Annotated in this window: 10 protein-coding genes; 8 read left to right on the top strand and 2 right to left on the bottom strand. The window is 64.0% G+C overall.

Annotation, left to right across the window (positions count from 1 at the left end; genetic code table 11):
- Positions 1 to 184: 184 nt before the first annotated feature.
- Together FFS21_RS26430 and FFS21_RS26425 are read right to left on the bottom strand one after the other, a co-directional pair.
- Entirely contained in the window at positions 185 to 3,106 is a 2,922-nt protein-coding gene (locus FFS21_RS26430; RefSeq protein WP_137927656.1) for a type VI secretion system Vgr family protein, read from the bottom strand.
- Between the two features lie 331 nt (positions 3,107 to 3,437).
- A complete protein-coding gene (locus FFS21_RS26425) occupies positions 3,438 to 5,402 on the bottom strand; it encodes a methyl-accepting chemotaxis protein (protein WP_137927655.1) in 1,965 nt (654 codons plus the stop codon).
- A 901-nt stretch (positions 5,403 to 6,303) separates the two neighbouring features.
- On the opposite strand from FFS21_RS26425, the gene FFS21_RS26420 reads away from it, so the two are divergent.
- From FFS21_RS26420 to FFS21_RS26385, 8 genes are all read left to right on the top strand, one after another.
- Entirely contained in the window at positions 6,304 to 6,624 is a 321-nt protein-coding gene (locus FFS21_RS26420; protein WP_137927654.1) for an RNA chaperone Hfq, read from the top strand.
- 273 nt (positions 6,625 to 6,897) lie between these two features.
- Positions 6,898 to 8,088: a FliC/FljB family flagellin gene (locus FFS21_RS26415; RefSeq protein ID WP_137927653.1), complete on the top strand. Its 1,191-nt coding sequence runs from the start codon at positions 6,898 to 6,900 to the stop codon at positions 8,086 to 8,088.
- Positions 8,089 to 8,215: 127 nt separating this feature from the next.
- On the top strand, positions 8,216 to 8,602 hold the full coding sequence (locus tag FFS21_RS26410; protein ID WP_137927652.1) for a flagellar protein FlaG: 387 nt from the start codon (positions 8,216 to 8,218) through the stop codon (positions 8,600 to 8,602).
- A gap of 62 nt (positions 8,603 to 8,664) precedes the next feature.
- Positions 8,665 to 10,080, top strand: coding sequence for a flagellar filament capping protein FliD (gene fliD / locus FFS21_RS26405; protein WP_137927651.1), 1,416 nt, complete (start codon positions 8,665 to 8,667; stop codon positions 10,078 to 10,080).
- 27 nt (positions 10,081 to 10,107) lie between these two features.
- Complete coding sequence (gene fliS, locus FFS21_RS26400) at positions 10,108 to 10,557, top strand: flagellar export chaperone FliS (protein ID WP_137927650.1); 450 nt, start codon at positions 10,108 to 10,110, stop codon at positions 10,555 to 10,557.
- Between the two features lie 11 nt (positions 10,558 to 10,568).
- The gene (locus FFS21_RS26395) at positions 10,569 to 10,886 is read left to right on the top strand and encodes a flagellar protein FliT (protein WP_502705198.1); all 318 of its coding nucleotides are present in this window, start codon (positions 10,569 to 10,571) and stop codon (positions 10,884 to 10,886) included.
- A 131-nt stretch (positions 10,887 to 11,017) separates the two neighbouring features.
- A complete protein-coding gene (gene fliK / locus FFS21_RS26390; RefSeq protein WP_137927649.1) occupies positions 11,018 to 12,388 on the top strand; it encodes a flagellar hook-length control protein FliK in 1,371 nt (456 codons plus the stop codon).
- On the top strand, positions 12,385 to 12,684 hold the full coding sequence (locus FFS21_RS26385; RefSeq protein ID WP_137927648.1) for an EscU/YscU/HrcU family type III secretion system export apparatus switch protein: 300 nt from the start codon (positions 12,385 to 12,387) through the stop codon (positions 12,682 to 12,684). The genes fliK and FFS21_RS26385 overlap by 4 nt, the downstream gene beginning before the upstream one ends.
- Positions 12,685 to 12,790 lie beyond the last annotated feature (106 nt).

Raw genomic sequence — 12,790 nt, 5'->3', positions numbered from 1 at the left:
CGATCGAGCGTTACCGCGCCGCCGCTCACCTCCTGCAGCCACGCATCGAACTCGGCGGCGCCCTTGCCGATGTCTTCCACAGCGATGGTGTTCAGTGGGGCGACGGCGGTTTGTGGGCCGTGCGGATTACTTCCGCGGGTGGGATCGGTCATGGTTACTTGATTGTTTGTCTGGACAGGAAAGCTCAGAGGCATCCGGGCGTGCGCAGCGAAGACACCACTGGGCGCGGGCTTGGGGCAGGTAGTGACGGCAGGCTGACCGTCGCAACCTTGCTCAGGAACGATTGCGCAGTCGATTGCCCGTGGCTCGCGAGACCAGTCCCTCCAGCCTTTGCCGTATCAGTAAGCTGCTGTGTGATCTGCAGCATCTGATTTGCTTGAGCGACGCCATCGCCTACCTGGCTGGCTATCGCGCTCGCGCCGCCGATTGCTTTCATCGCCGGGGCCTTCGCTGACCAGGTGGGTGTGCCAACATGACTGCCCTGTGCCCACGTATCCGCAGGATCGATTCCAAACACCACCTTGCCTGGACCCGGCGCGATACCGCTGGCCGCAGCGAAGCCTTTCCCGTCCAACGCGCCGTTGCTGAACTGTCCGAGTGCGTCTTCCACACGGAAGCCACCACCGTCAAAGCCCCGGCGATTCGCGTACCGATTGAACAGTTCGAGATTTCCCTTGCCCGGCCTCGGCGGCTCGGGAAACTGCGCGGCGTGCGTTCTGGCAGTTGTGAGCTTGTAGCTCGCCGCGTGGATGGTGTAGGCGGCGCCAGTACGGTGCGTGATGCCCCCGGCGCTGTAGACCGTGGCGCTGCCGCCGCCGCTGACGACGAGTTCTTCCTTCGCGGACAGCGTGATGCGGTTGGCCGTTGCAGTGATGTTCAGCTTGGCCAGCAGATGGATGCTGTCCTGCAGGGCGCGAAGATCGATGTCTCCGCCGGCCGCAACCAGTCGCCATCCCATGCTCTGGATGAAGACGCGCACGCCACGGCTCACGCTCGCCAGCAGCCGCTGGCCGACGGCAAGACTCGTGTGACCGCCGCTGGTTAGCGCAAGGTGTTCGCCCGAGGCCAGGTGCGTAGAACGCGCTGTGCTGGTCTCGATGCCGGCGGGACTCGCCAACACCAAGTGCGGAGCGGACAGTTCGGGGAAACTTCCCGCCTCTGGGTTGGCACTGCCGCTACCGCGAATATCGTCGTTCTGCGCTTTGATGATCTTCGCCACCTCGGCCTGATCTCCCGGTTCCTGCACCTGAAACTCTTGTGCAAGCCGGGCCAGCGTCTCCTGCTGATCGCACGCCACGGTCAGGCGCCGGACCGTTTCGCCCATGTCCTTGTGATGCTCGCGGGCGTTGGCGCGCGCCTCGGTGGTCAGCAGCATGCCGTTGGCACGTACCACCCCTTGCGCATCGGTGCGCAACTCGAACCCCTCGCCGCGTTTGTCCTTGCGCCCGGCGCCGCGCAACACGCGCGTCAGAAAGCCCAGGCCTAGCCACGATGTCTGATGATCGCTCTGCAACTGGGTCTGGATCTGTCCTTCACTCGCATCCTGAACAAAACTGTTGCTGCGTTCGCCATGCAGTTCCTTGCTGACGAAACCCGACAGGGCATGATGCTCGGGGAGCGGCCATTGGGGCATGTTCAACTTGTTCGGCATGCCTGCCGACACGATCGGACAGTCAGGATCACCGTTCAGGTGCTCGACAACCACCTCCTGGCCGATACGGGGCACGTGTACCGCGCCAAAGCGTTCGCCCTGCCACGGTGTCGCGACGCGCACCCAGCACGAACTGTTGTCATCGCGCTGTCCGAGCCGATCCCAATGGAACTGAATACGGATGCGCCCATATTCGTCCGTCCAGGTCTCCTCGCCCTCCGGGCCGACCACTGTAGCGGTCTGCGGCCCTTGTGTACGCGGCTTGGATTGTGTGCGATCCGGACGATAGAGTTCATTGGAGGGCTGCGCGATGAAGGACACTTCGCAGCGCCAGGTTTGCGGGGCGTCCGTGGATTCGCCCACGTCCTCAATCAGCAATTGCGTACCCAGGATCAGGTACTCGCGATTGGCACGGTCCTGGATGAAATTCGTGAGGGAAAACGTGCAGCCTGGCACCATCGCGCGGACGTTGCCACGACCCTTGGCGCGGCTGCCGTGCTGGCGCAACGCCTCCATGCGGACGCGGGCGATCTGCTCGCCATCCTTCCATGGATCGTTGCCGCTAGTCGGTTGCGCGTGGTCGCCCGGGAACTCGTAGACCTCCTGACCCGCATGCCCGGTATCGAGCGGATCGGCCGACCGCACCACAAGATCCGCCCGCGGTCTGACGAAATCCGAGTCGGACGTGGTCCACTGGCCGGACAGTAGCCGGTCGTGCAATTCGAATTCGTGCAGATGTTCCTCGTCGATGCGGTCCGACGAGCATTGCCAGCGCAACTCGTGATAGGCCGCGCTCACGAAGGGCTTGAATGCGCCGTTTCCGTCTGTCAGCACCAGTCGGTGTCTGCCATCGCCATGCTCGATATGCCAAGCAATGCCCCACTCTTGCGTGAGGCGCTGGAAGAAATCGAAATCACTCTCCCCGTACTGCACCTGGTAATCGCGCTTGGGATATCGCGTCACGTCGAGGCGACGCTCGACTGGAAAAGCATAGTCAGACAGCAGCGTATCGATGATCTCGACCACACTCTGCTGCTGGAAGATGCGAAAGTCTTTCGTCAGTGTCGCCAGCCAAAGCCATGGGCGCAGCGTCAACCGATAGACAATCTGGCGCCCCTCCGGCAACGGCCCTCGCACATCGGTCACGATGCCGGTAATCTCGCGCGTACCCGTGCCAGTGCCTGCCGCGAGTCCGGTGCCGCTGCCATCCAACTGGATGATGACGGTTAGCTCCCTTCCGCGGAGTGCGTGGGTGTCGAGATCTGCGGCGGGGCCGAACAGCGCATTGCGATCATCCGGCGTACGGAGCTCAAGTTCGTAGGCGAAGAGTTCGCAAAGGCTTTCGGTCCCGGTGAGCTTGGAGAAGACCAACGCAGGCTGGCCCATGACATTTGGCAGGCCATCGCCATTGACGGTGACCGTACGGGCGGAAGGTGGCGGCAAACGATTGCCCATGCGAATACGCTCCTTGAAGAGTTGACAGTCGTCAATTCAACAAGGAGTGCGGTCGCAGCCAGACACTCTGGAGCAGTGCGCGAAGCCTTTCAGAACACAAGAATTAACGCCGACGCGCTGAACTTATCAGCGCCGCACCATGCGTCGACATCGCGAAATTCCTAAATACTCTGAAATTCCTGCTTAGTTTCGAGTTACTGGATTTTGCGCAAATTGCAAGACGTAGGTACCGTTCCGCTACGCATTAGCTGCGCACAGAACACGGGAAGATCACGCAAACAAAACGGTGCAGTTCATAACCCTGCGCCGCTTTGCCTCAACCTGCCGCCGATCAGAACGTTTCCCAGTCACCCGCATCGGCCATGGCCGGCTTGGGCGCTGCGGCCGGACGGCGCGCGGTGGCCAGGATCGGTTCCTTGCGTTGATGCACGACCGGCGCGCGGGACGCAGCGGGCTTGGCGGGCTGGCGGGCCAGCACCGGCGCGGCGTCGGCCTTGCGCTGGACCGGCGGGCGGACCGCAGCCGGCACGGCCGCCGCGCGTTGAGGTGCGGCAGGCTTCTGGGCCGGACGCAGTTTCGTTGCCGCGGGCGCAGCCGGTGCGGTCCGTGCGACGGGGGCCGGTTTTGCTACCGTTTTGCGCGGGGCGGGCAGCGCCCGTGCGGTCTTGGCCGGCGGCAGCGATTTCACCGGTGCGACATATTGCTCTACGTGGTGTGCGGCATGACGCGCGCCCTGCCCCGGCTGGCCCAGTTCGAAGCGCGCGGCTTCGCTGACCAGACCACCCGCCTGCTGCAGCAGGCTTTCGGCGGCGGCGCTGGCTTCTTCCACCAGCGCGGCGTTCTGCTGCGTCACGCTTTCCATCTGCGTGATAGCCAAACTGACCTGTTCGATGCCGGCGGTCTGCTCTTCGCTGGCCGCCGAGATTTCGCCCATGATGTCCGTCACGCGACGCACCGCGCCCACGATGTCGTCCATCGTCTTGCCCGCCACTTCCACCTGCTTCGCGCCGTCCTGCACCTGACGCACGGAACCGTTGATCAGTTCGCCGATTTCCTTGGCTGCCGACGACGAGCGCTGCGCCAGGCTGCGCACTTCGGCTGCCACCACGCTGAACCCCCGGCCCTGCTCACCGGCGCGCGCAGCTTCCACCGCCGCGTTCAGCGCCAGGATGTTGGTCTGGAAGGCGATGCCTTCGATCACGCCGATGATTTCCGCCACGCGCGCTGACGACTTCGAAATGCCTTCCATCGTATCCACCACGCCGCGCACCACGCGGCCGCCTTCCGTGGCCACGTCCGACGCGTTGACCGCCAGTTGGTTGGCCTGCCGTGCGTTCTCGGCGTTCTGGCGCACCGTCGAGGTCAGTTGCTCCATCGAGGCGGCGGTCTGTTCGAGCGATGCGGCCTGCTCTTCCGTGCGTTGCGACAGATCGGTGTTGCCGGTGGCAATCTCGCGCGCAGCCGTGTCGATCGAGCCGGCGGCCTGCTGGATACCGCGCACGAGCGCGCCCAATTGTCCGAAGGCGCGTTCCAGGGCGCCCAGCATGCGGCCCATCTCGTCGTGAGTGCGGATTTCGATGATGTGGCCGAGCTGGCCTTGCTCCAGTGCTTCGGCAGCGTCCAGCGCCTGTGCGGCGGGGCGCGTTACCGAGCGTGCCAGCGCCACGCCGAGCAGCGTAGCGATGATGGCCGCAGCCACGGACAGGCCGACCAGCAGGTTGCGCGTGAATTCGTACTGGTTCGTGGCGTCCTCCACGGCGTCGGCCGCCAGCTTGCGTCCGAGGTCGGCGAAGGCGTCGAGTTTTTCGAAATAGGCGCCTTGGGCCAGGGGCAGCGTCAACACCAGCGCCGTACGCGCAGCCGGGAAATCGCCCGCGCGCAGTTGGGCCAGCAATTGGTCGAGCTGTTCGTTATAGGCGCCGCGCGCCTGCGTCAAGGCATCGAATGCAGCGGTCGATTGCGCGCTACCGGAGGCGCGCATGGCTTTGCCCAGGCTATCGAGCGTGGCGCCGATCTGCTCGCGCAGCTTGACGATCTTCTCGGCATTCTGCGCAGCCATGGCGCTGTCTTCGGTCAGCGATGCGTCACGCAGCATCACGCCGATCATCAGCGCGCGCTCCTTGGCCAGCTTCAGATCCAGCACGCGCACCAGACGCTGCTCCACAGCGGTGTGCAGCACGTCGTTCATGGCGCCGAGCGACCTGACACCTACCGCAGCCACGGCGGCCAGCAGCAGCACAACCACGCAGAACGCCAGCGACATCCGCGCGCCAATCCCCATTTTTCGCAAGCCCATCACTTCGTACCCTTTGTCCGGTTTTTTGTTCGGTCGAGCGGTATCCACCCGTGTCCGGGTGTCGCACAGCCGGGTATCGGCGGGCGTTTTGACGGTCTTGAGCGAAAAAACGAATTGAGGGGAAAAGTCGCTGCTCTTCCCCTGATTGGGGACGCAGCCGGTGGCGTCTAATCTGTCCCGTGCATCCCGATCCGCCGAAACCGGCGGGCGCCGGCAGGAATCGCGGCCAAGGACGCGGGCTCAAAAAAAAGAAGCCCACGCGCGGGGTGCTCGTAGGCTTTCAGGACTGCTTTGCAAAAAGGAGCCGGCTGTACCCGGCCCGAACCCGGAATATAAACCCGCTTACATGAGGTGTAAATCCTGTTTCTATCAGGGTTTACACCTGTGGCGGGTGTAACGAGCGATGCAAATCTTTGCCAAAAGTGACGGCGAAGGTTACTTTTGGCCTTGTCGGCAGATAACGGACGATTGCCGGAAACCTTTAGCTGGCGCGGGTTTCACGGACTGCGCATGATGTGCCTAGCCCATGACAAACAAAAGTGCTACATCAACCACAAATCGTTGGCAACGCTTAAAGTAGAACTATTCCTCTATGCGGGCTGCCATCATCGATTCGTCAATGGTTGTAAAACTTTGTTACTCTCCGGCCTGAAGTATTCCCCTTCTCTCCTGGCAGCGGCGGCATGGCACGCGGGCTGGGCAGCGTTCTCCACTATCCTGAAGAGACTGTCCTCCCCGCCGATGCGGATCCGCCTCCGCCCCGGTTCCGAGAGCGAATGTTTCAATTCTCGCCGCGATCGGGCTGTCATATCCGTCACTTTTAGTGCGACATCCACCAGAACAACCGATCACCGGACCGTTGTCAGCCGACAGATCCCTCGCGGGCTCTTCCGGAGAAGTTGTGAAGAAGGAAATCAAGGCTCCCCGTCCCAGCCGCAAGCTGCAGCAACTGCAGTTTGCCGCGCACAGTGCCAGCCGCCTCGCAGTCATCGTCCACCTGTCGAATGGCACGCGGCTGAATGGCGTCGTGCTGGCCTCGGACAACTACATGATCCTGCTGGGACGCGACGAGCGCGATGCCTCGCCCACGCTCATCTACAAGCGCGCCATCACGGTGGTCACGCCGTCGCACGCGCCCGAACTGGCCACGGACGTGCTGGATGCCGAAGCCTCGCCGGATTTCGTGCGCCTGTACATCCCACGCACCCGCAAGCGCCGCTGATCCGGCCAACCCCGCTGACGCAGCGGGGTGCGGGCCAGGCGCCCGCCGCTGCACCTATATATATAGGCACGCCGTCCGCACGGACGCGCCTCCACAAGACGCCAGCCATAGCACAACCGGCTGCGCCCGCAACTCCCTCACAAGTCACTCTAAAGTCTTCCCCCCCTCGGTCGATAACCTTTGCAACGGAGGCACTCTACGCCCTGCAACGCAGGCAGCCAACGTTACGGCAACTGCCGGAATGCCTACAACATTGCAAATAGGAGTCGTACCATGGCGCAAGTCATCAATACCAACATTCTGTCGCTGCAAACGCAGAGCAACCTGAACACGTCGCAATCGTCGCTGAACAGCGCGATTCAACGCCTGTCGTCGGGTCTGCGCATCAACAGCGCCAAGGACGATGCAGCTGGCCAAGCCATTGCCAACCGTTTCACGGCAAACATCAAGGGCCTGACGCAAGCATCGCGTAACGCCAACGACGGCATCTCGATCGCTCAAACGACCGAAGGCGCGCTGAGCGAAGTCAACAACAACCTGCAACGTATCCGTGAACTGGGCGTGCAAGCTGCCACGGGCACGAACTCGGGTTCGGACCTGAAGTCGATCCAGGACGAAATCAAGCAACGTCTGTCGGAAATCGACCGCGTGTCGGCACAAACCCAGTTCAACGGCGTGAAGGTCCTGGCCAAGGACCAAAACATGTCGATCCAGGTTGGCGCCAACGACAGCGAAACCATCAGCATCGCGCTGAAGGAAATCACCTCGAAGACCCTGGGCGTTGCTGGCTTCAGCGTTGCCGGCCCGCAAGGCGCAACGGCTTCGATCGGTTCGGCAGCTGCTCAAACGGCTCTGGGTTCCTCCACCCCGGTGACGGCTGCTTCGGCAACCGGCGTGGTCGCCGCTGACATCCAGCGCGCTCTGGGCCTGAACACTTCGGCAGCCATCAACTCGCAAAGCGTTGTTGCTGATTCGAAGGGCAACTGGTTCGTGCAAGTGTCGATGACCGGCCTGACCGCCGCCGACAACGACGCCCTGGCTTCGAAGGGTTTCGCCGGCAACGGTACCGCCACGTCCACGACGATGTTCATCGCCGTCAAGCCGACCGACGGTTCGGTGTCGGGTTCGACGGTTGGCTTCACGCTGAAGGGCTCGACGCTGCAAGCTTCGGACTTCCAGCAAGCTGCTACGACCGACCCGCTGAAGACGCTGGACACGGCCCTGGCATCGGTTGACAACCTGCGTTCGAGCCTCGGTGCTGTGCAAAACCGCTTCGAGTCGACGATCAACAACCTGAGCACGACGATCAACAACCTGTCGGCTTCGCGTTCGCGCATCGAAGACGCTGACTACGCAACGGAAGTGTCGAACATGACCCGCGCGCAGATCCTGCAACAAGCTGGTACCTCGGTGCTGGCCCAGGCAAACTCGACCACGCAAAACGTGATGTCGCTGCTGCGTTAATCGTAGCGCCGCAAGAAGGCCGGGCCGCAAGGCCCGGCTTTTTTGCTGGAGTGTTTCGCAGGCGGACCGCCGCCTGCAAAGCATTTCAACCGCATCACCGATCCTGCATCACCGCACGGAGCTGAACATGGCGTACTCCTCAACCGTTTCCCTGACGGCGGCACGCGTCACCGCCGACCTCGCGCTCCCCGGCGCCGCCCAGGCCATGCCTGCCGCGGCGTCTTCGGTCGTCCCCGCGCCCTATGCGGCTGCGGCCTCCGCGGACACGGGTGTGGAATTGCCCGCCGGCACGTCCCCTGACATGGCGGCGGCGGTAGGCGAGTTGATGGACGTGCTCAAGACCACGTCGATCGGCGTGCGGTTCGAGATCGACCAGGACACCAACCGCGTGATCACCAAGGTGGTGGACAAGGAAACCGGCGAGCTGATCCGCCAGTTGCCGAGCGAGGAGGTGCTGCGCTTCGCGCATGTCATCGACAAGCTCCAGGGGCTGTTCGTCAGCCAAAAAGCCTGACGAACCCCGCTTGCAAGTCTCAAGCCCAAATCAGTTGAAGTCATAACAACAGGTAAAAGAACATGGCAATCTCCTCCATCGGCGTCGGCTCCAACCTCGAACTTGGCGATCTGCTCGACAAGATCGAGGCCAACGAAAAAACCCAGCTCACCGCCATCGACAACCAGGCCAAGAGCTTCCAGGCCAAGCTGTCGGGTTACGGCACGATCAAGAGCGTGCTCGATGCGTACTCGGCTGCTGCCAAGACGCTGGCCACCGCTTCCACCTTTGCTGCGGTCAAGCCCTATGTGACCAGCGAAAGCGTGCTGACCGCCGCCGCCAACTCCACCGCCGTGGCCGGCACCTACACCGTCAACGTCACCTCGGTGGCTGCCTCGCAGAGCCTGGTGTCGAAGGGTGTTGCGGACCAGAAGGCCGCCATCGGCGGCGGCACCATCACGATCGATCTTGGTGCCGACATGGCCACGGGCGGCGCAGCGTCGTCCACCAAGACCGTGACGCTGGGTTCGGACACGTCGCTGGAAGGCATCCGCGACGCGATCAACAAGGCCGATGCGGGCGTCACCGCCAGCATCGTCAACGATGGCAGCGGCACGCCTTACCACATCGTGCTGACGTCCGAGAAGACCGGTACGAAGTCGCAGATGAAGATCACCGCGAGCGATGCCGCCGTGGGCGACATCGTCAACTTCGATCCGACGCAGGCCACGCAGCCCAACGGCGTGAAGGAAGCGGTCAAGGCCGCCGACGCCAAGCTGAACCTCAACGGCCTGGACATCGTCAGCCAGAGCAACACCGTGGAGGAAGCCGCACAGGGCCTGACGCTGACCATCAAGTCCACGGGCACCACGAACATGTCCGTGACCCGCGACGACACCGCGATCACCGCCGCCGTGAACGGCTTCGTCACCGCCTACAACAACGTGCTGTCGGCCGCCAAGACGCTGACCGCCTTCGACACCGAAGCGGGCACCAAGGCGGCGCTGAACGGCGACAACACGCTGCGCAACATCCTGGCCAGCATGCGTTCGATGCTGAACACGTCGGTCCCGAACGGCGCCGGCGGCTCCAACACGCTGTCGGACCTCGGCATCGAGTTCAATGTCGGCACCGACAACGCCGGCAAGCTGGAAGTCGACGATGACAAGCTGAAGAAGGTCCTGGCCAACAACTTCAAGGACCTGACCTCGTTCTTCACGGGCAGCGAAGGCGTCACCGGCATGGGCAAGACCATCACCAACTACGTGGACGGCCTGAACGCCACGGGCGGTGCGCTGGATGCAGTCACCACCGGTCTCACGGACACCCTGAAGGGCCTGGAAGACAAGTACACCGACACCTCGGACCGCATCGACGTGGTGATGGAGCGCTACCGCAAGCAGTTCACGGCGCTGGACGTGCTGGTGTCGCAGATGAACCAGACCAAGACGTACCTGACGCAGCAGTTCGCGGCAATGAACAACACCAGCAACAAGTAAAACGCAGTACGTCACGGAGAAGTTGCCATGTTCGCGCGCCAAGGAATCAACGCCTATGCCCAGGTCGGCGTACAGACCGGGGTTATGAGTGCCAGCCCGCACAAGTTGATCGTCATGCTGTACGACGGCGCGCGCTCGGCGATTGCCAAGGCCAAGTTCCATCTGGAGAACAACGAGCTGGAAGCGCGTGGCAACGCCATCTCGAAGGCCATCAACATCATCGACAACGGGCTGCGTGCGGTGCTGGACCACGAGGCGGGCGGAGAAATTTCCGCCAACCTCGACTCGCTTTATGACTACATGACGCGTCGCCTGATGCTGGCCAACCTGCACAGCGACGTGGAAAAGCTGAACGAAGTGGACACGCTGCTGGAGAACCTCTCCACGGCGTGGGCCGCGATCGATCCGGCTGCTCCCGCCGACGCCGAGCAGGCGTCGCCGGCGGGGGACGCACAACCCGCCCTGCAGGACTCATGATGATGTTTTCCATGTCCCCCATCGTCAGAAGCTACGAAGAGCTTCTGGTGCTGTCCGAGCAGATGTTCGAGGCAGCCCGCGCATCGAACTGGGATGAACTGACCGATCTGCAGGCCGTCTATATGGCCGAGGTGGAACGCCTTCGCCAGCTGGACCACAATGCACCGTTCACGGACGCAGAGCGCCTGCGCCGCTTCCAGTTGCTGGAACGCATCCTGGCGTACGATGCCCGCATCCGCGACCTGACCCACCCGCGCCTGGCCGAACTGGGCGCGCTGATGAGCAACTCGCGCCGCAAGCTCGAACTGTCCGCAGCGTACGGCGCCTGAGCATCAAGCTGCCGCACCCCCTGCCCTCCTGCCTCGTGCGGGAGGGATCATCGGAACGACTAGCCCCGCAGCGGATCGCCTCGTAACATCACGCGCCCGCCGACCATCGCCGCCCTCGCTACCCCGCGCCCATGACCGGCATCCAGATCCCAACCTCGCTGATCCCGCATTCGTCTCCGGACCCGCAACTGTCCAGGCCCGCACTCGCCGTGGACAAGCTCGCCGCGCTGATGCCGGTACAGGACGTGTCGCAGGGCGACGTGCAGTCGTCCACCGGCGAGACCGTTCAGGCTCGCCAGCCCGGCACGCTGCTGGCGGGCATGGTCGATCCGCGCCTGCAGGGACGCAACCTTTCCACGCGGGAGACGCTGAGCTTTGCCGCCCGTGCCATCTTGGAGCTGTTCGACGATGCCGAGCCGCAGCCGCTGCGCGCCGGTGCGCCGCTGATGGCCGGGCCGCCCGCGGACGCCGAAGGCACGGCCACGCTCTCGAACGCGCTCGCAAAGCTGGTGGACCAGAGCGGGATGTTCTACGAATCGCACCTCGCGCAGTGGGTGGGCGGCCAACGTCCGCTTTCCTCGCTGCTGCAGGAACCACAGGCCGCGCTGCGCAATCCGGCGCAGCCGTCCGCCCAGCCGCAGGGCCAACCAGTGCCGCAGCAAGGTTCGACGGCAGGTGCGCCGGCTGCGCTGCTGCCCTATGCCGGCCCGGCTGCACCGCCCACGACGGCCCCGCCCAGCGCCACGTTGCTGGCAGAACTGACGCGGCCGGCCATTTATCCGCTTTCCACGGGCGTTCCCGCTGACGTGGCCGCGAAGACGGCCGCCCAGCCGCAGCAACCGGGCAATGCCCAGCACCACGCCGCCAGCAATGCGGCAGCGCAACCGGGCGTGCCATTGACCCCGGCCGCCGAGCAGCGCCGTGCCCTGCACGCCAGCGCCGCCGCGCACGCCTATCAGGTCACGGCCGAGGTGTCGCATGAAGGCCACCACATGGCGCAGGCCCAGCGCGCGGCGATCATCGCCACCTGGAACGCGCCTGAAAACGTATTGCCCCAGCCGGCGCAGGACACCGGCCCCGCTATCCATCCGTCGAGCGAAACCGCCGTGCGCCAGCAGCTGGAACTGCTGGCCACGCAGCAGTTCCGTGCCACGGTCGATGCCTGGCCCGGCATGCCGATGGACTGGGAGATCACCCGCGAGCAACCGCGCGAGCAAGCCGGTGGCGACGCCGAAGCGATGAGCTGGAGCACACGCCTGCGCCTGAACCTGCCGCAACTGGGCAGTGTCGATGCCGTGCTGACGCTCGGCGCGCACGGCATCGAAGCCCGCCTCGTGGCCGCCAGCAGCCACACCGCTGCAAAGCTGAACGCAGGTCGCGGAGATTTCCGCAGCCAGCTCGAAGCCCGGGGCATTTCGCTGCTGAACATGAACGTATCGATCGAGGATGCGCCGGCGCCTGACGCGATCCCCGCTATCCCTGCCAACCCCCTGCCAGCATGACTCCGAACCAGCCCGATCGCGGCGCGGCCGTCGCGCTCTCCTATCAGTCCGACGACAAGGCGCCCCGCGTGGTGGCCAAGGGCTACGGCATGTCTGCCGAGGCCATCATCGCGCGGGCCCGCGAAGCCGGGGTCTATGTTCACGGCTCGCCCGCGCTGGTGAACCTGCTGATGCAGGTGAACCTGGACAGCCAGATCCCGCCCCAGCTTTACGTGGCCGTGGCCGAACTGCTGGCCTGGCTCCACCAGATGGAAGCACCCGCTGACGCCCCCCCCGGTGTCCCCGCACGGGTCTGATCCGGGCGCCGCAGGCATCACCTGCGGCCCGCCCCGCCTGAATTAGCGCCAATTTCGGCTTGTGTTCGGGCCGCTGGCCTGGAATGTCTCTTGTTACTGTGCAAGG

Origin of the sequence: Cupriavidus sp. 2SB, from assembly GCF_005503625.1 — a bacterium.
GTDB lineage: Bacteria > Pseudomonadota > Gammaproteobacteria > Burkholderiales > Burkholderiaceae > Cupriavidus.
This window is presented reverse-complemented; position numbering and strand designations above follow the sequence as displayed.

What these genes read in the sequence shown, in the direction of transcription:
- FFS21_RS26430 (WP_137927656.1), bottom strand. Translation starts at nt 3,106, where the DNA reads ATGGGCAATCGTTTGCCGCCACCTTCCGCCCGTACGGTCACCGTCAAT.
- FFS21_RS26425 (WP_137927655.1), bottom strand. Translation starts at nt 5,402, where the DNA reads ATGGGCTTGCGAAAAATGGGGATTGGCGCGCGGATGTCGCTGGCGTTC.
- FFS21_RS26415 (WP_137927653.1), top strand. Translation starts at nt 6,898, where the DNA reads ATGGCGCAAGTCATCAATACCAACATTCTGTCGCTGCAAACGCAGAGC.
- FFS21_RS26410 (WP_137927652.1), top strand. Translation starts at nt 8,216, where the DNA reads ATGGCGTACTCCTCAACCGTTTCCCTGACGGCGGCACGCGTCACCGCC.
- fliD (WP_137927651.1), top strand. Translation starts at nt 8,665, where the DNA reads ATGGCAATCTCCTCCATCGGCGTCGGCTCCAACCTCGAACTTGGCGAT.
- fliS (WP_137927650.1), top strand. Translation starts at nt 10,108, where the DNA reads ATGTTCGCGCGCCAAGGAATCAACGCCTATGCCCAGGTCGGCGTACAG.
- FFS21_RS26395 (WP_502705198.1), top strand. Translation starts at nt 10,569, where the DNA reads ATGTCCCCCATCGTCAGAAGCTACGAAGAGCTTCTGGTGCTGTCCGAG.
- fliK (WP_137927649.1), top strand. Translation starts at nt 11,018, where the DNA reads ATGACCGGCATCCAGATCCCAACCTCGCTGATCCCGCATTCGTCTCCG.
- FFS21_RS26385 (WP_137927648.1), top strand. Translation starts at nt 12,385, where the DNA reads ATGACTCCGAACCAGCCCGATCGCGGCGCGGCCGTCGCGCTCTCCTAT.